The organism is Mesorhizobium sp. M0598 (assembly GCF_040320865.1).
Classification (GTDB): domain Bacteria; phylum Pseudomonadota; class Alphaproteobacteria; order Rhizobiales; family Rhizobiaceae; genus Mesorhizobium.
The window spans coordinates 167,266-184,596 of the sequence record NZ_JAMYQL010000010.1; the positions used below are offsets into that span (position 1 = coordinate 167,266).

The 17,331-nt window shown below is 63.3% G+C and carries 16 protein-coding genes and 1 other RNA gene; 1 reads left to right on the forward strand and 16 read right to left on the reverse strand.

Annotated features, from left to right (window positions below):
• Positions 1-88: 88 nt before the first annotated feature.
• The 12 genes from murB to mraZ are packed head-to-tail and all read right to left on the reverse strand — an operon-like array spanning position 89 to position 13,799.
• Entirely contained in the window at positions 89-1,054 is a 966-nt protein-coding gene (murB, locus tag NKI59_RS15535; RefSeq protein WP_031211769.1) for a UDP-N-acetylmuramate dehydrogenase, read from the reverse strand.
• Positions 1,051-2,457: a UDP-N-acetylmuramate--L-alanine ligase gene (gene murC / locus NKI59_RS15540; RefSeq protein ID WP_352705188.1), complete on the reverse strand. Its 1,407-nt coding sequence runs from the start codon at positions 2,455-2,457 to the stop codon at positions 1,051-1,053. The genes murB and murC overlap by 4 nt, the downstream gene beginning before the upstream one ends.
• Entirely contained in the window at positions 2,454-3,581 is a 1,128-nt protein-coding gene (gene murG, locus NKI59_RS15545) for an undecaprenyldiphospho-muramoylpentapeptide beta-N-acetylglucosaminyltransferase (RefSeq protein ID WP_352705190.1), read from the reverse strand. The genes murC and murG overlap by 4 nt, the downstream gene beginning before the upstream one ends.
• A 1-nt stretch (position 3,582) precedes the next feature.
• Positions 3,583-4,734 (reverse strand): putative lipid II flippase FtsW, encoded by a 1,152-nt coding sequence (gene ftsW, locus NKI59_RS15550; protein ID WP_352705192.1) that lies wholly within the window; start codon positions 4,732-4,734, stop codon positions 3,583-3,585.
• Entirely contained in the window at positions 4,734-6,134 is a 1,401-nt protein-coding gene (murD, locus tag NKI59_RS15555; protein WP_352705194.1) for a UDP-N-acetylmuramoyl-L-alanine--D-glutamate ligase, read from the reverse strand. The genes ftsW and murD overlap by 1 nt, the downstream gene beginning before the upstream one ends.
• 8 nt (positions 6,135-6,142) lie before the next feature.
• A complete protein-coding gene (gene mraY / locus NKI59_RS15560) occupies positions 6,143-7,225 on the reverse strand; it encodes a phospho-N-acetylmuramoyl-pentapeptide-transferase (RefSeq protein ID WP_023676767.1) in 1,083 nt (360 codons plus the stop codon).
• Positions 7,226-7,249: 24 nt separating this feature from the next.
• Positions 7,250-8,683 carry a UDP-N-acetylmuramoylalanyl-D-glutamyl-2,6-diaminopimelate--D-alanyl-D-alanine ligase gene (locus tag NKI59_RS15565; RefSeq protein WP_352705196.1) on the reverse strand — a complete coding sequence of 478 codons (1,434 nt, stop codon included), beginning with the start codon at positions 8,681-8,683 and terminating at the stop codon, positions 7,250-7,252.
• Positions 8,680-10,134: a UDP-N-acetylmuramoyl-L-alanyl-D-glutamate--2,6-diaminopimelate ligase gene (locus tag NKI59_RS15570; RefSeq protein ID WP_352705198.1), complete on the reverse strand. Its 1,455-nt coding sequence runs from the start codon at positions 10,132-10,134 to the stop codon at positions 8,680-8,682. The genes NKI59_RS15565 and NKI59_RS15570 overlap by 4 nt, the downstream gene beginning before the upstream one ends.
• Before the next feature lie 54 nt (positions 10,135-10,188).
• Entirely contained in the window at positions 10,189-11,934 is a 1,746-nt protein-coding gene (locus tag NKI59_RS15575; RefSeq protein WP_352705200.1) for a peptidoglycan D,D-transpeptidase FtsI family protein, read from the reverse strand.
• Positions 11,931-12,308: a cell division protein FtsL gene (ftsL, locus tag NKI59_RS15580; protein WP_023676771.1), complete on the reverse strand. Its 378-nt coding sequence runs from the start codon at positions 12,306-12,308 to the stop codon at positions 11,931-11,933. Before ftsL ends, NKI59_RS15575 begins: the two co-directional genes overlap by 4 nt.
• A gap of 4 nt (positions 12,309-12,312) precedes the next feature.
• Entirely contained in the window at positions 12,313-13,344 is a 1,032-nt protein-coding gene (gene rsmH / locus NKI59_RS15585; RefSeq protein WP_352705202.1) for a 16S rRNA (cytosine(1402)-N(4))-methyltransferase RsmH, read from the reverse strand.
• Positions 13,341-13,799: a division/cell wall cluster transcriptional repressor MraZ gene (gene mraZ / locus NKI59_RS15590; RefSeq protein WP_352705204.1), complete on the reverse strand. Its 459-nt coding sequence runs from the start codon at positions 13,797-13,799 to the stop codon at positions 13,341-13,343. The genes rsmH and mraZ overlap by 4 nt, the downstream gene beginning before the upstream one ends.
• 405 nt (positions 13,800-14,204) lie before the next feature.
• Here mraZ and NKI59_RS15595 point away from each other — a divergent pair, with 405 nt between their 5' ends.
• Entirely contained in the window at positions 14,205-15,320 is a 1,116-nt protein-coding gene (locus tag NKI59_RS15595) for a cystathionine gamma-lyase (protein ID WP_352705206.1), read from the forward strand.
• 8 nt (positions 15,321-15,328) lie between these two features.
• On the opposite strand, the gene NKI59_RS15600 is transcribed toward NKI59_RS15595, so the two are convergent.
• The 4 genes from NKI59_RS15600 to NKI59_RS15615 all read right to left on the reverse strand — a co-directional run bounded on the left by NKI59_RS15600 (position 15,329) and on the right by NKI59_RS15615 (position 17,261).
• The gene (locus NKI59_RS15600) at positions 15,329-15,622 is read right to left on the reverse strand and encodes a type II toxin-antitoxin system RelE/ParE family toxin (RefSeq protein WP_352501067.1); all 294 of its coding nucleotides are present in this window, start codon (positions 15,620-15,622) and stop codon (positions 15,329-15,331) included.
• A complete protein-coding gene (locus NKI59_RS15605) occupies positions 15,619-15,900 on the reverse strand; it encodes a type II toxin-antitoxin system ParD family antitoxin (RefSeq protein ID WP_352705208.1) in 282 nt (93 codons plus the stop codon). The genes NKI59_RS15600 and NKI59_RS15605 overlap by 4 nt, the downstream gene beginning before the upstream one ends.
• Positions 15,901-16,053: 153 nt before the next feature.
• An RNA gene (rnpB, locus tag NKI59_RS15610) (RNase P RNA component class A) lies at positions 16,054-16,452 on the reverse strand.
• 59 nt (positions 16,453-16,511) lie between these two features.
• On the reverse strand, positions 16,512-17,261 hold the full coding sequence (locus NKI59_RS15615) for a lytic transglycosylase domain-containing protein (protein ID WP_352471549.1): 750 nt from the start codon (positions 17,259-17,261) through the stop codon (positions 16,512-16,514).
• Positions 17,262-17,331 lie beyond the last annotated feature (70 nt).

A 17,331-nucleotide genomic window follows, 5' to 3' on the forward strand; every position in this document is an offset into this window, starting at 1 on the left:
TGCTTACGATTCCGATGGATTCACTTTCCGCAAAAACGGCAGCAAAATGTGAATTCATGAGTCCGAAAGGCAACGGCGGTCAGCTTGCCTAAAGCAACTGCCCGAGAAATTCCTGGACGGCATGGCCCGGCCGAAAATTACCGATGCGCTTGATCTCCCACTGCAGCCGGATGCCTGATCTTTCGAGCACGCGCGCACGCACCGTCTCACCGAGATATTCAAGCTCGTAGCCCGTGGCCGTTCCGGTGTTGATCATGAAGTTGCAATGCATCGGCGACATCTGCGCCCCGCCGACCATCAGGCCGCGGCAGCCGGCCTTGTCGATCTCCTTCCAGGCGGAGGTGCCCTCAGGATTCTTGAAGGTAGAGCCACCGGTCTTTTCGCGGATCGGCTGCACGGTCTCGCGATGGTTCTGGACAGCATCCATCGCGGCCTTGATCGCCGCCTTGTCCTCAGGAATGCCTTCGAGCAGCGCCGACGTGAAGATCAGCCCGGACGGCGCCGCTGAATGGCGATAGGCATAGCCCATATCGGCATTGCTCAGCGTATGAACATTGCCCTTGCGGTCGAGTGCCCGTACCTCGACCACGCGCTCGCGCGTCTCGACGCCATTGGCGCCGGCGTTCATCCTCAGCGCTCCGCCAATGGCGCCGGGAATGCCGTGGTAGAAATGAAAGCCACCGATGCCGGCCTCGTAGGCAACGGCCGCAAGGCGCTTGTCGGGTGTCGCGGCACCCGCCTTGATCGTGGTCGGCGCAATCACTTCGGTCTCGCCAAAGCCTTTGGCCGAAAGCCGGATGACAAAGCCCGCAATGCCGCCGTCACGGACAAGCAAGTTCGAGCCGACGCCGACGATGGTCAGCGGAATTTCCTCCGGCACCGCCTTCAGGAACGTGGCAAGATCGTCCTCGTCGGCCGGCTGGAACAATGCGTCCGCCAGCCCGCCGGCTCGAAACCAGGTGATCTTGTCCATCTCGGCATTGGGCGTGATGCGGCCGCGCAGTCCGGCAAGCCGGTCGCCAAGCTTCTCGATCAACGCCTGGCCGCGCATCATGAGATGGTCCCGCCGAGTTCCTTGGGCAGCGCATAGGCCCATTGGGTGATGTTGCCGGCGCCGAGGAAGACGACGAAATCGCCCGGCTTCGCCACCTCGCGCACGATCGGCGCAATCGCCGCTGGACCTTCGATGTAGCGTGCGTCGCGATGGCCGCCGGAGCGGATGCGCGACACCAGTGCGTCGGACGTGACGCCGTCGATCGGTTCCTCACCGGCCGCATAGACGGGCGCCACCATTACCGTATCGGCGTCGTTGAAGCAGACGGAAAACTCGTCGAACAGATCGCGCAGCCGGGTGAAGCGATGCGGTTGGGTAACGGCGATGATGCGACCCTTGGTAGCGCTGCGCGCAGCCTTCAGTACCGCCGTGATCTCGACCGGATGATGACCGTAATCGTCGAACATATCGACACCGTTCCACGAACCGGTATGGGTGAAGCGCCGCTTGACGCCCGCGAAAGAAGACAGGCCCTTCTTGATTGCCTCAGCCGAAAGGCCGAGCTCATGCGCGACGGCAATCGCCGCCGTCGCATTGGAGACATTGTGGCGCCCGGGCATGGGCAGCCGCAGGCCTGATATCGTTATCTGGCCGTGCGTCTTGCGGTCGCGGATCACCACGTCGAATTCCGAGGTCGGGCCGTCCATGCGGTGATTGGTGAAGCGCACGTCGGCCTGCGCATTTTCGCCATAGGTGATGACGCGCCGGTCCTCGATGCGGGCGACCAGCGCCTGCACCTCGGGATGGTCGGTGCACATCACACCAAAGCCGTAGAACGGCACATTCTCGACGAACTGACGAAACGCTTCGCGCACTTTGTCGAAGGAGCCGTAATGGTCGAGGTGCTCGGGGTCGATATTGGTGACGACGGCAATCTCGGCCGGCAGCTTGAGGAAGGTGCCGTCGCTCTCGTCGGCCTCGACCACCATCCATTCGCCGTCTCCCATGCGGGCATTGGTGCCATAGGCATTGATGATGCCGCCATTGATTACTGTCGGGTCGAGCCCGCCGGCTTCGAGTAGCGTCGCCACCATCGAAGTCGTCGTCGTCTTGCCATGCGTGCCGCCGATCGCCACCGCTTGGCGGAAACGCATCAGCTCTGCCAGCATCTCCGCGCGGCGGACAATGGGAAGCAATTTTTCCCGCGCGGCCTTCAGTTCCGGATTGGATTTCTTGATTGCGGTGGAGACGACGACCACTTCGGCCTCGCCGAGGTTCTCGGCCTGATGGCCGACGAAGCATTCGATGCCCTTGTCGCGCAGCCGCTGCACATTGGCGCTTTCGGCCTGGTCGGACCCTTGTACCTTGTAGCCGAGATTGTGCAGCACCTCGGCGATGCCGCTCATGCCGATGCCGCCAATGCCGATGAAATGCACGAGGCCGATCGTCTGCGGCATCTTCATGCGTGCGTCTCCTTCCTGAATTCCGAAACGGTTTTCCTGGACGCAATAGCCTCTGTCAGATCGGCGAGCAACCGCGCGGCATCCGGTTTTCCGGACGATTTCGCCGCCGCGGCCATTGTCGCCGCCTTGCCTGGATCATCCATCAGCCCGCCGACAAGCACGGCGATCCGCTCCGCCGAAAGCGTGGATTGCGGATGCACCTCGGCGCCGCCCGCTGCCGCAAGGGCCGCCGCATTCGCCGCCTGGTCGTGGTCGAGCGCGTGCGGATAAGGCACCAGCAGCGCCGGCCGGCCGATCACCGCGATTTCCGATACGGTCGATGCGCCGGAGCGCGACATCACCAGATGCGCCGCCGCCAGCCGCGCCGCCATGTCGGTGAAGAAGGGCGACACCTCGGCCTCGATGTCAAGCGTGGCATAGGCCGCTTTCACCCGCGCCACATCGTCGGCGCGCGCCTGCTGGGTGATCGCCAGCCGCCTGCGCTGTACATCGGAAAGCCGGGCGATCGCCGCCGGCACCGCATCGGAAAAGAACTGCGCGCCTTGGCTGCCGCCAAACACCAGAAATCGGAACGGCTCTTCACCGGCCGATGCGGCATAAGGCGTCTTCGCCGCTTCCAGCACTTGCGGCCTGACCGGATTGCCGGTGGTCACCGTCTTGACGCCTGTAGCACTTGTGTCTTCCGGTAGGAAACCACCGGCAATAGCGTCGACGCGGCCGGCGAGCGCCCGGTTGGCACGGCCCATCACCGCGTTCTGCTCGTGGATCAGCGTCGGCACCTTGCGCCGGGTCGCGGCATAGAGCGGCGGCAGCGTCGGATAGCCGCCGAAGCCGACCACGATGGCGGGCTTGACGCTGGCGATGACGGCCGATGCCTGCCGCACCCCGCGCCAGATTTTCCAAAATGCGGCGAGCACGGCAAAAGGATTTTTCGACCCCATCGTCGCCGACTGGATCGGATGGATGGCGGCCGCCGGGAACTGCCCGGCAAAGCGCTCGGCGCGTTCGTCCGTCGCCAGGTGCACCGCCCAGCCGCGCCCGGTCAGTTCGTGCGCCAGTGCCTCGGCCGGGAACAGATGTCCGCCCGTTCCGCCCGCCGCCAGAAGGATGACCCCCTTGGCCATCTCACTCCGCCGGCATCGCACGCGGCGACGGCATGAAGCCCAGCTGCTTGCGCTTTTCCGGGCGCTTGCGCGTCAGCGCCAGCACCATGCCCATCGAGATGGCGATCGCGATCTGCGAGGAACCGCCGTAGGAAATGAACGGCAGCGTCATGCCCTTGGCGGGCATCAGCTGCAGATTGACGGCCATGTTGATGACCGACTGCAGGCCGAAGACCGTGACCAGGCCGCCAACCGCATAGCGTGTGAAATCGTCCTGCTCCTTCAGTGCCGTGTTGAGGCCGCGCAGCACGATGAACCCGAAGATGGACATGATGAAGAAGCACATGATCAGCCCGAATTCCTCGCCGGCGACCGAGAAGACGAAGTCGGCATGGCTGTCGGGGATGACCCGTTTGACGGTGCCCTCGCCCGGCCCGACGCCGAACCAGCCGCCATTGATCAGCGCCTCGCGGCCCATGTCGACCTGGAACGTGTCGCCCTCGCCGGTCATGAAGCGGTCGATACGGCCGGCAACGTGCGGGAACACTGTATAGGCGGCGAACACGCCGCCGACGCCTGCAGCACCCAGCGCGACGATCCACAGCCACGGCAATCCGGCCATGAAGAACATCACCCCCCAGGTGCCGAGCACCAGCATGGTCTGCCCAAGGTCAGGCTGCGCCACCAGCAGCGAGATGACCAGTGCAAGCAGCAACATGGCGAACAAATTGCCCGGAATGTCGGGCTGGCGCTTGTGCTCGGCGAACAGCCAGGCGCAGATGATGACGAAGGCCGGTTTCAGGAACTCGGACGGCTGGATCGACAGGCCGGCTAGCGACACCCAGCGCCGCGCGCCCTTCACCTCGACGCCGATATAGAGCACCGCCACCATCAGAAACAGCATGATGCACAACATGACCAGCGCCATGCGCCGGATCTGCCTGGATTCAAGGAACGAGACGGCCAGCATTACCCCAAGCGCCGGAATGGTGAAGATAATCTGGCGTGTCGCGAAGTGGAAACTGTCGAGCCCGATGCGCTCGGCCACCGCCGGGCTTGCGGCGAAGGACAAAACGATGCCGAGCCCCATCAGCGACAGGAACGCCGCCAGGAACCAGCGATCGATCGTCCACCACCAGGTCGCCACAGGGCTTTTGTCGAGACGGCTTTGCATTATCGTGTCCCTCCGATGGGCTTCACGCCATCAATGGCGGTTGCGGCTTGCCTGAACGCCTCGCCGCGGACTTCGAAATTCTTGAACTGGTCGAAACTGGCGCAGGCCGGCGACAGCAGCACCACTGCCTCGCCGCTACTATCCCTGGCCGCATCGCGGGCGGCGTGTTCGACTGCCGCCGCCAACGTGCCTGATATCTCGTAGGGCACCGCTTCGCCCAGCGTCGCCGAAAAGGCCGGTGCGGCTTCGCCGATCAGATAGGCCTTGGCGATGCGCGGGAAGAAGCCGCGTAACGGCTCGATGCCGCCCTCTTTCGGCAGGCCGCCGGCAATCCAGTAGATACGCGCAAAGCTCGACAGCGCCGGTGCAGCGGCATCGGCATTGGTCGCCTTGGAATCGTTGACGAACAGCACATGCCCTTTGCGGCCGACCTGCTCCATGCGGTGCGCCAGCCCAGGGAAACTCTCCAGTCCGGATTGGATCTCGCCGAGCTCGAGCCCGACCTTGAGGCAGGCGGCGGCGGCGGCCAGCGCGTTCTGCGAATTGTGCTGGCCGCGCAACGAGCCGATGCCTTCGAGGAAGGCGACACGGCTGTAGCGGCCGTGCACGGCTTCCATTAAGTTGGTGCCGTCAGCGAAATAACCGTCGGTCAGCGGCAGGCGCTTGGAGATGCGGATGACCTGCCGGCCGGCCCGCTCCAGCCGATCGGCGATCTGGGCGCACCAGGAATCGTCGACACCGATGATTGCCGTCTCGCTGCCGGCCACCAGCCGCTCCTTGATCGAGGCGTAGTGTTGCATCGTGCCATGGCGGTCGAGATGGTCCGGCGTCAGGTTGAGCAGCACACCGGCCGTCGGATTGATCGAAGGGGCAAGATCGATCTGGTAGGAAGAGCACTCAACCACATAGTGCCGTTCAGGCTGCGGCGGATCGAGCGTCATCACCGCGCGGCCGATATTGCCGCCCATCTGCGTGTCGCGCCCAGCCGATTTTAGGATGTGCGCCGTCAGTGCCGTGGTCGTCGACTTGCCGTTGGTGCCGGTAATGGCAATGAAAGGTGCTGCCGGTGCCAGCAGCATCCGCTCGCGGCAGAAAAGCTCGATGTCGCCGATGATCTCCACGCCTGAGCCCCGCGCCAGCTCGACGGTCCAGTGCGGCTTGGGATGCGTCAGCGGCACGCCGGGCGACAGCACGAAGGCGGAAAACCTCGCCCAGTCCGCACCGCGCAGGTCCGCTGTCGTGATGCCGACCGCGCCGGCCTTGGCGACGCTATCGGGATTGTCGTCCCAGGCCAGCACATCCGCGCCGCCCTCGATCAGCGCGCGCGCCGTGGCAATCCCCGAGCCACCGAGCCCGAAGAGCGAAACGCGCTTGCCTGAAAAGGATGCGGCGGGGATCAAGCGGCCTCCTATCTGAGCTTCAGGGTCGACAGGCCGACCAGCGCCAGGATGACGGCGATGATCCAGAAGCGGATCACCACCTGGCTTTCGGTCCAGCCGAGCTTTTCGAAATGATGGTGGATCGGCGCCATCAGGAAGACGCGCTTGCCGGTCATCTTGAAGTAGCCGACCTGGATGATGACCGAGAATATCTCGACGACGAACAGGCCGCCGACGATGACCAGCACGATCTCGTGCTTGGTCGCCACCGCGACCGTGCCGATCAGCCCACCCAGCGCCAGCGAGCCGGTGTCGCCCATGAAGATCGCCGCCGGCGGCGCATTGAACCAGAGGAAACCGAGACCGGCGCCGATCACCGCTCCAAGGACCACCGCAAGTTCACCGGTGCCGGGCACGAAATGGATCTGCAGATATTCGGCGAACACCGCGTTGCCGGAGAGATAGGCGATGACGCCGAAGGATGCGGCTGCGATCATGATCGGCACGATCGCCAGCCCGTCGAGACCGTCGGTCAGGTTCACCGCATTGCCGGCGCCGACGATGACGAAGCACGAGAACGGGATGAAGAACCAGCCGAGATTGACGAGAAACTCCTTGGCGAAAGGGAATGTCAACGATGACGAGAACGGCGCCTGGCCGTTATGCATGATCACCCAGGCGGCGATGCCGGCGATGACGAATTCGAGCCCCAGCCGCGCCTTGCCGGAAAAGCCGAGATGCGATTGCTTGGTTACTTTGAGATAATCGTCGTAAAAGCCGATCGAGCCGAATCCCAGCGTCACCAGCAGGACCACCCAGACGTAGATGCTCGACAGGTTCGCCCACAGCAGCGACGAACCGACGATGCCGGACAGGATCATCAGTCCGCCCATTGTCGGCGTTCCCGCCTTCTTGAAATGCGTCTGCGGCCCGTCGGCACGGATCGGCTGGCCTTTGCCTTGCCGCAGCCGCAGCGAATTGATGATGGTCGGTCCGAAAATGAACACGATCAGTGCCGCTGTGATCAGCGCTCCGCCGGTGCGGAAGGTTATGTAGCGGAAGACGTTGAAGACCGAGATCTTGTCCGCAAATTCGACGAGCAGTGTTAGCATGCGCTTGCGTCCCCCGGACCGATCCTAGGTCTGTCTGCTGGTTGTGGCTTCCGCCGGAAACTTGCCGAGCAACGCCTCGACCAGCTTTGAAAAGCCTATGCCCTTCGACGATTTGATCATGACCACGTCGCCGGGCTTCAATTCCGATAGAAGAACCGGTTTCAGATCTTCCGCACCGGCGCGGTACTCCGTCCTGATCTCGCCGGGCAAAACGTCGGCCAGCGCCCGCATCTCCGGGCCGCCGAGAAAGACCGTGCGCGTGTCGGTGCCGACGATCAGACCGGCAAGCGCGGCATGCAATTTCGCCGAATGGCTGCCGAGCTCGAGCATATCACCGAGCACGGCAATGCGCCTGCCCTCGCCCGACACCGGCGTCGTGTTGAGCAGTGCCATTGCAGCGCTCATCGACGCCGGATTGGCGTTGTAGCTCTCGTCGATGAGCGTGATCGGCCCGTTGGGGTGACGCAACACATAGCGCTTGCCGCGTCCGCGTTCGGGCGAAAGATCGGCCAGCGCCTGCGCAACTCTGGTGACGTCGGCGCCGACCAGATGCGCGGCACCAAGCACCGCGAGCACGTTCTGCACCATATGGCGGCCCGGCGCGCCGATCCTGGCGACAATCTCGTGCCCGCCAATCTTGGCGGTGATGACCGAGTGATCGGCATTGAGCTCGCATTTGATCAGTTTGAAGGTCGCCCGGGCATTCTCGCCGAACCCGTAGACATGCTCGACGCCGGCCTCTTTGGCCATCTTCTCCAGCAGCTTCCAGCGCGCATCGTCGCGGTTGAGAAGGGCGGCGCCACCGGGCTCCAGTCCCTCGAAAACCTCTGCCTTGGCCTTGGCGATCTCGTCCAGGTTGCGGAAGAAGCCGAGGTGAGCCGCCGCGATCAACGTGACGATGGCGACATGCGGCCGGACCATCTTGACCAGAGGCCGGATCTCGTCGGGATGGTTCATGCCGATCTCGAAGACGGCATAGTCGCAATCCTGCGGCATGCGCGCCAGCGTCAGCGGCACGCCCCATTGATTGTTGAACGACTGGGCCGATGCATGCACCGTACCGACCGCGGAGAGAGCGTGGCGTAGCGCTTCCTTGGTGGTGGTCTTGCCCGCCGACCCGGTCACGGCAATCACCCTGGCCTTTGAGCGTGCGCGCGCGGCAACGCCGAGCTTTTCCAGAGCGACAAGCACGTCCTCCACGACGATCATCGGTGCCGTCAGCCGCCCCAGCGACGGCAGCTTGCCCTCGGCGACGACCAGCACGCCGGCGCCCGCCTTGATGGCGGCGGTGACGAAATCATGGCCGTCCATCGCCTCGCCCTTGATGGCGAAGAAAGCGTCTCCCGCCTGCAGGCTGCGGCTGTCGATGGAAATGCCGGCGATGCCTTCAGGCATCGGACCGAGCGGCCGGCCATCCATGGCGGCAACCAGCGCCTCGGAGGTCCACAGATAGCTCACGCTGCTTGCTCCCGCAGCGCCGAGCGAACCTCTTCATGATCGGAAAAATGCAGCGTCTCGGTGCCGATGGTCTGGCCTTCCTCATGGCCCTTGCCGGCCACGATCAGCGTGTCGCCAGCGTGAAGCATCCCGACCGCCTCGTGGATGGCCCTGCGCCGGTCGCCGATCTCGATGGCGCCAGGTGCGGCCTCCAGGATCGCGGCGCGGATCGTCTCGGGTACTTCCGAGCGGGGATTGTCGTCGGTGACGATGACGACATCGGCCAGCCTTGTGGCGATCTCGCCCATGATCGGCCGCTTGCCCCGGTCGCGGTCGCCGCCGCAACCGAATACGACGATGACGCGGCCGGTGGTAAAGGGGCGCACCGAAGCCAGCACGTTTTCCAGCGCATCCGGCTTATGAGCGTAGTCGACATAGACGGGCGCGCCGTTGGCGGCCGTCCCGACAAGGTCGAGCCGTCCCGGCGCGCCCTTCAATTTCTCCAGCGCCATCAACGCCTTGGCAACAGATGTTCCAGTCGAAATGGCGAGGCCGGCCGACACCAGCGCATTTGCAATCTGGAAGTCGCCGGCCAGCGGCAAGTCGACTTCATGGAGAACGCCGTCCGCTTCGACCTCGGCGCGCTGACGGTGGCGCTCGTGCTCGACCCGCTTCAGCCGCAGGAAATCGCCGTGCCGGCCGACCGTCAGCACATTCAGTCCCCCTGCCCGCGCCGCCTTGATCGTCGGCTCCGACCACGGGTCGTCGGCAAAGATGACCGCCGGCGCGCCCTTCGGCAGCAGCGCGTCGAACAGACGCAATTTGGCGCGATGATAGTCCTCGACCGTCGGATGATAGTCCATATGGTCGCGGCCGAGATTGGTGAAGCCGCCGGCCGCAAGCTTGACGCCGTCGAGCCGGCGCTGGTCGAGGCCATGGCTGGACGCTTCCATCGAGGCGTGGGTGACGCCGGCCTCCGCCAGCTCCTTGAGCAGCCTGTGTAGTGCCACCGGATCCGGCGTGGTCAGCGAGCCATATTCGTTGCGGCCCGGCGCCACCACGCCGGTCGTGCCGATCGAGGCGGCGGCGAAACCCGCCTGCTCCCATATCTGCCGGGTGAATGCGGCGACCGAGGTCTTGCCGCTGGTTCCGGTCACCGCGACCATGGTTTGCGGTTGCTTGCCGAAAAAACGGGCAGCACTCAGCGCCAGCGCAAGGCGCGGATCGTCTACGACAAGAACCGGAACTGGCAGCCCGGCGACCGCACTGCCCTTGCCGACCACGATCGCTGCGGCGCCTCGGCTCGCGGCATCGGCTGCGTAGGCTGCGCCATCCGCCTTGGAGCCGGTGAGCGCGAAAAAGACGACGCCCCGTGTCACCTGGCGGGAATCCGACGAAATCCCTGTAACCTCCATGTCGAAGGAAGCTGTCCCCTCGACAGGCAGGATACCGGCTAGATTTTTCAGCTTCATCGAACCCCGTTCATCGCAACAAAATAGCGCGCAGTTGCCGGCGCGCCCCAAGAATCACTGATAGGAAACCAGCGTTGCACCATTTTCATGGCTGAAATCTGGCTTCACGCCAAGCATGGAAGCCGCACGTCGGATGATGTTTGCAGCCATGATGCCCGCGTTCGAGGCGGCCGTAGCACCCATGCCGGGCTTTTCCGGCTTCGGTTCGTCGGCGATCGTAAGCACTATGTATTGCGGATCGTCCATCGGGAAAGCCGCAACGAAGGCGTTGAAATTCTTTTCCTTCGAGTAACGGCCGTTGACAACCTTCTCCGCCGTTCCCGTCTTGCCGCCCACCCGGTATCCTGGCACTCGTGCATTGCGACCGGATCCCTTTTCGGCATTGAGTGCATAGAGATAGCGCATGCCCTCGACCGTCTTGTCGCTGACCACTTTCTTGGCCACCGCCATCGCCTGCTCCTGCGTGCGCGGCAGGAAGGTCGGGTCCATCAGATAGCCGCCATTCATCAGCGCGGCGCAGCCGACCGCTGTCTGCAGCGGCGTCGTCGACACACCGTGGCCGAAGGCGATGGTGATCGAATTGACCTGCTTCCAGACCTTGGGCTCGGTCGGCCGAGCGACTTCCGGCAGTTCGGTCTGCATCTTCTCGAGGATTCCCAGGCGATGCAGGAATTCGCGGTGTCCGTCGATGCCAACCGCTTCGGCTTCCTTGGCAGAGCCGATATTGGAGGAGTAGATGAACACTTCCGGCACCGACAGTACCCGGCCCTTGCCATGGAAATCATGGATGGTTTGATGGCCGATCCTGATCGGGCGCGATGCGTCGAAACGGCTTTGCAGCGTTATCTTGCCGGAATCGAGCGCCATGGCGGTAGTGAAGCTCTTGAAGGTCGACCCCATTTCGTAGAGGCCGGCCGACATGCGGTTGAGCCGGTCCTTGTCCTGCGCGTTATAGGGGTTGTTCGGATCGAAATCCGGAACCGACGCCATCGCCAGCACCTCGCCGGTCTTGACGTTGAGCACAACGGCGCCCGCCGCGATCGCGTGGTACTTTTCCATGCCGGTGGCGACCTCGTCGCGCACGATATGCTGGACGCGCAGGTCGATCGAGAGCTGCACCGGCTTCAAATCCTTGGCCACCGCCAGACCCGACGCCTGAAGGTCGCTCAAGCCTTGTTCGTCGATGTATTTCTCCATGCCGGAGATGCCCTGATTGTCGATGTTGGTGAGGCCGACAATGTAGGACGAGGTTTCGCCGGCCGGATAGAACCGGCGCTTTTCGGTTCGAAAGCCGAATCCGGGGATGCCGAGTTGCATGATGTCGGCCTGCTGCTTCGGCGTCAGTTGCCGCTGCAGCCAGACGAAGCCGGCGCCGCTCTTCAGCTTGTTATATGTCTGCTCGTAGTCGATCTCGGGAAGCACCGTCGACAGCTTTTCGATCGCCTCGTCGGCATCGACGATGCGGCGCGGTTCGGCAAACAGCGACGCGGTCTTGATGTCGGTCGCCAGCACTTCGCCGTTACGGTCGACGATGTCGGGTCGCGATGCCGTCACCCGGCTCTGCGGCCCGCCCGACAGGTCGGGATTCTGGAAACCCAGATAGACCAGCCGCCCGGCAATGGTCGAATAGATGCCGAAGAACACCGCCATCGTCATGACGATGCGGGTCCTGCCCTTGCCACCGGTCGCCTTGCGGGCACCTTCGACCACGATTGATCCGCCCGCGCTGGGCTTCGAACCGCGCTTCAGCAGCCTGCCAATCTTTGGAAATCTGGCGGCGATTGGAAATCCGGTGATCATTGGACGATGCCTCCGGTCACCACGGGATCCTTGCCGCCGATATCGGCCATGCCGCCCAGCCGCTGCGATGAAAGGTCCTCGATGTTGACGGGTTTCGCCGGCAGATCGTCCAGCCCGACGATCTGGCGCGCATTGACCGGCTCGAGTCCGAGTTGCGATTTGTAGATTTCGGTGAGCTTCTGCAGGCGCGACGGCTGGGTAAGCAGGCTCCAGTCCGCCTTGAGCAGGTCGATCGTGTCCTCCTCATAACGGATCTGCGCCTGGATCTTGTGCACTGCCGCCAGTTGCTCCTCGGCCTCGCGCTTGGTCTTGTAGGTCAGGGCAGCCGCCGAAACCATGACGGCGATCAGGACTATGTCGCTGGTACGAAACACGTGCTCACCTCTCTCCCGGTCGATCGGCGCCGGGAAGCTTTGGGCCAGGCAGTTTTGGCAGGCCGAAAATCGAAAAATCGCCGGCACGCGCCGGCGCCTCTGTACGGATCGCAGCGCGCAGCCTTGCCGAGCGCGCCCGCGGATTTGCCGATATCTCGGCATCGCCAGGCGTCACGCCGCCGCCCTTCTTGGTGAAGGTGGCGGTGCGCGCCCGCGCCTCGGGCAGGTGCCGCGATCCGGTCGCTGAATCGGCTCTGTCGGCGATGAAGCGCTTGACGATGCGGTCTTCGAGGGAATGGAAGGTCACCACGACAAGCCGCCCGCCCGGTTTCAGGACGCGCTCTGCGGCAAACAGTGCCTTGGCCAGTTCTCCGAGTTCGTCATTGACGAAGATGCGCAGCGCCTGGAAAACGCGGGTGGCCGGATGTATCTTGTCTTTCGGCGCGCGACCGATATGCGTCTCGATGGCATCGGCAAGGTCGAGCGTGCGCTCGAAGGGGCGTTTTTCGCGACGGCTCTCGATCATGCGGGCGATGCGCCCGGCATGGCGTTCCTCGCCGAGAAAACCGAAGATGCGGGCAAGATCGCCCACCTTGAAGGTGTTGACGACGTCGGCGGCGCTCAGGCCCGCCTGCGCCATGCGCATGTCGAGCGGTCCATCGGCCCGGAATGAAAAGCCGCGCCCCGGCTGGTCGATCTGCATGGAGGAGATGCCGATGTCGAGCACGACGCCATCGGCACTTTCAACCTGCTCGTCGAGCGTCGAGAACGGTGCCTGGACAAGCCTGAGCTTGCCGCCGGACTGCTGTTCAAGGGCCCGCCCCGCCGCGATCGCATCCGGATCGCGGTCGATGGCGACGACCGAGGCTCCGCTTGCCAGAATGGCCTTGGTGTAGCCGCCGGCACCGAACGTGCCGTCGACGATCACCTCGCCTTTTGTCGGAGCCAGCGCCTCCAGAACTTCGGCAAGGAGGACCGGAATGTGGCGGGCTGGTCCGCCAGCGGCATGAACTTCATCGCCGTCGCCCGCCATCATTCCGTCCGCTCCCCGGGCTTCGTCCCCTGCCGAAGCTGCAAAAGCCGGGCGCGTGCTTCCGTCCCATAGGCGCTGAGCCGTCCCGGCTCCCAGATCTGAAAGAAATTGCCGCGGCCAACGAAGGCCACTTCCGCTGAAATGCCGGTATGCTCGCGAATGAAATCGCTCATCGTAATACGGCCGTCCTGGTCGAGCTTCAGAAACGTTCCATCGCCATGGCAGAAGAACGACATGTCGTCCGCCGTCTGCAGGAACGGGTCTTCCTGGGCGATGCGCTGCTCGTAGCGATCGAGCAGGTCGAGCCCACCGACATCCATCGCCGGGCGATCCAGGCAGCGTAGCGCATAAAGTTCCGAATAGCCGCGTTTCTGCACAACGGCACGGAAATGCGCCGGCACGGACACCCGTCCCTTCGCATCTATCCTGTTCACCGCGTTCGACAGAAACCGGTCCATTACGCGTTACGGCCGCTTGCGCCGCCGCACCCCTCTGCATCTTCCTGTCCGCGCCGCCCCGGCCCGGTCGACGTCCAAAACCCGCTTCGTTGTGACGGACGAACGCAGGCAAACGCGCAGCCGCCGCGGCTGCCCGATTGGCGTACGCTTCACCCTGACACGGAACGAAGGCTTGAGTATCGGAATGGGATATCATGGGGTGTTATGGGCGTCAACGGGAACAGTCTTCAAAACGCGCCTGCCACGACTGGGGAGAGCAGCTTTGACGGCACTCCGATCTTTATCCTCCATTAAGCCTAACGAAGCGTTTAGAGCCGTGTGGCCCAACCGGAGCCGGCTTGCTGCGGATCGCTGCCGCGCATAGCCTCGGCATCTCCTTTTCCGGTCAGTAACGAGGTTGAAACCATGTCCGAAACAGCCAAGTCACGCGCCGCGGCACTTCCCCATCTGCGCCGCGGCGGGCTGGCCAAGGGCGACCCGATCCCCTTGCCCCTGACCATGGCCGCCATCTTTCATGCGCCCGGCGACGCCACCGGCTATGATCAATATGGCCGCTTCAGCAATCCAACCTGGGATGCGGTCGAGCACATGCTGGCGCATCTGGAAGACGCCCCATGCGTCGCCTTTCCCTCGGGGATGGCTGCCATCTCGGCAGTATTTTTCGGCCTGCTCAAAGCCGGCGACCGTATCCTGCTGCCGTCCGACGGCTATCACACGACGAGAGCGCTGGCAGAGCGCTTCCTGAAGTCCTTCGGCGTCGCTTATGATGTCCGGCCGACGTCGAGCTTCCTCGACGGCGGCTTCGACGGATACCGGCTTGCCTTCGTCGAAACGCCCGCCAACCCGGGACTGGATATATGCGACATCGCAGTCGTCGCCGAAGCCGTGCACAAAGCGGGTGCGGGGCTTGTGGTCGACAACACGACGATGACGCCTTTCGGCCAGCGCCCGCTCGATCTCGGCGCAGACATCGTCATTGCCGCCGACACCAAGGCACCAAACGGCCATTCCGATGTGCTGTTCGGCCATGTCGCCAGCCGCGACGCGGACATTATCTCGAGGGTGACCGACTGGCGCGAGACGTCGGGCGCCATCCCCGGGCCGTTCGAGGCATGGCTGGTGCATCGCGGCCTCGAAACGCTGGACGTGCGCTTCGACCGCATGTGCGCTTCCGCCGAAATGATAGCGCGACGACTGAAAAACCATCGCGCGATCAGCGGCTTGCGCTTTCCGGGACTGGAGAGCGATCCATCGCACAATCTTGCCCGCGCCCAGATGGAGCGCTTCGGTTTTCTCATCTCCTTCGTGCTCGCCTCGGAGGACAAGGCCGAGGATTTCATCAACAATTGCGCCTTGATGCAGGCAGCGACTTCGTTCGGCGGCGTGCACACTTCGGCGGAACGGCGATCAAAAAGGGGAGATGCCGTTCCGCCCGGCTTCGTTCGCCTGTCGGTCGGCTGCGAGCCGGTGGAAGAGCTTTGGCAGGCGATCGAGGCGTCGCTGGACGCAATCGGTGGCTGAATCGGCAATCACGAATTCAGATCGTCGGCGTCGATCTTGCGCCGGCCGTGCAGCACGCGAACGATTTCGATCGCCTCTTCACTGACGCGGTACAGGGTGAGGTATTCGCCGACGATCAGGTGACGGATTCCGGTTGCGATGTCTTCGCGCGGCGCACCTGAGAAGGGGTGCAGGGTCAGCAAATCCCACCGCCTTTGCAAGAGATCCACGAGCCGAACCGCCGCATTTGGATTCTGTTCGGCAATGTAGTCGCCGATGGCTTCGAGGTCGATCAATGCCTGAGGAAGCAGGCGGTATTTCACTCCTCAAGGCCTTTGGTTCCGGCCATTTTCAGATATTTGGCGCGCAGCCGTTCCATGATTGGCGGCCCGTCCAGCCCCGGCCCGCTGTCGATCCCTTCCTGCACCAGTCTGCGCAATTCCTCGACCGTGTAGCCGAGCAGGTCGCGCCGGTCCTTCCATTGCCTCAGCGCGTCGCGGATCACCTCGCTCGCCGAGGCATATTCGCCGGCGGCGACCACGTCGTCGACCACCGCCGCCAATTCCGGCGACAGCGTGATGCTGCGTTTATTGACTCCCATGACGCGCTCCTCAGTACCGCCATGCAAATGGTACGATTTAATCGCACCATTTTCAAGAAATGCCGCGCTCGATTGCAGAGCGAAAATTGAAACCAACGGTGCGCCCGAAGACGCAACCTGCTGATATCAGGAGATTTCCTTTTATCGGGGAAAACTGCCAGCTGGCCTGTAAGCCGGGTTCTGTATGGCCCTCGCCGCTTACACGGCGAGAACGTGGCGGCCATTCATCTTGGGCGCATGTTGCCATACGCCTCACGCAACCTACCCGGACGGTGAGCCGGAAACAACCCTCGAGGGTTTCCCCTCGCACCGCCCCTATTCGGTCTTGCTCCCGGTGGGGTTTACCGTGCCGCTCCTGTTGCCAGTCGCGCGGTGGGCTCTTACCCCACCCTTTCACCCTTGCCACGATTGGATCGTGGCGGTTTGCTTTCTGTGGCACTTTCCCTGGGGTCGCCCCCGCCGGCCATTAACCGGCACCGTGTCTCCATGGAGCCCGGACTTTCCTCACCCGCAGCCTTTCGGCTTCGCGGGTGCGGCCGCCCGGCCAGCTGGCAAGGCGTATAAAGGGGTTCAGGCCCGAAAACGCAAACGAAAAAGCAAGTTGTCGCTTGTCAGGCGGGCGCTCCAAGTGCAGCCAGCTGGACCTTGACCTTGCCGCAATAGGCTGCGGACACCGGGTTCATCCGTGTGGCGGCATGGCCGGCATTGTATTTCAGGATCGTGCCGCAGGTCGTGCCGCCGCCGAGATCCCGCGCCATGGCGAGGTACTTCATGCCGTATTTGATGTTGGTATCTGGATCGTAGAGGCCCTGAACCGAACCGCTATAGCCCATCATCCGCGCCGTCGCCGGCTTGATCTGCATCAGGCCGATCTCGCCGGCGCTGCCGACCTGGTTCGGTTGGTAGTTGCTTTCGATCTTGATGACGGCGTTGGCGAGCGACACCGGGACGCCATAGCTGGCGGCATAACGCGCAATGATCGCCGAATACTGTCCGCTGGCGCCGACTACCACCGCCTGAGGCGCTGGCCTGCTCTTCGGAGCGACTGACGCCGTTGCCATGTGGTCGATGCTTTTGCGGTTACGCTTCACATAGTGTTTTGAGATTGTCTTTCTTGCAGCGGTTGGCTTTTTCGCAGGGGCCGGCTTTTTCGTCCTTACCGCGGTTGCTTGTTCCACTTTTGCGGTGGCGGTCTTCTCTACTTTTGCACCACGGGTGGCTTTCGGCACGGCGGTTTTGCCGGCTGCGGCACTGAAGCCCTGATCGGCCCGCTGGCTCAGCGGTGCGCTGTTTGCCGCACTGAAGGCAAAAGTCATTACGCCGGCAGCAATGGCTGCCGTTAAAACGGTCAATTTCTGCATGTGATCCTGTTCTGTTTGATCTGCACAAAGAACTTCGCGCAGATACCCTCAATCAACATCGGAACATTTG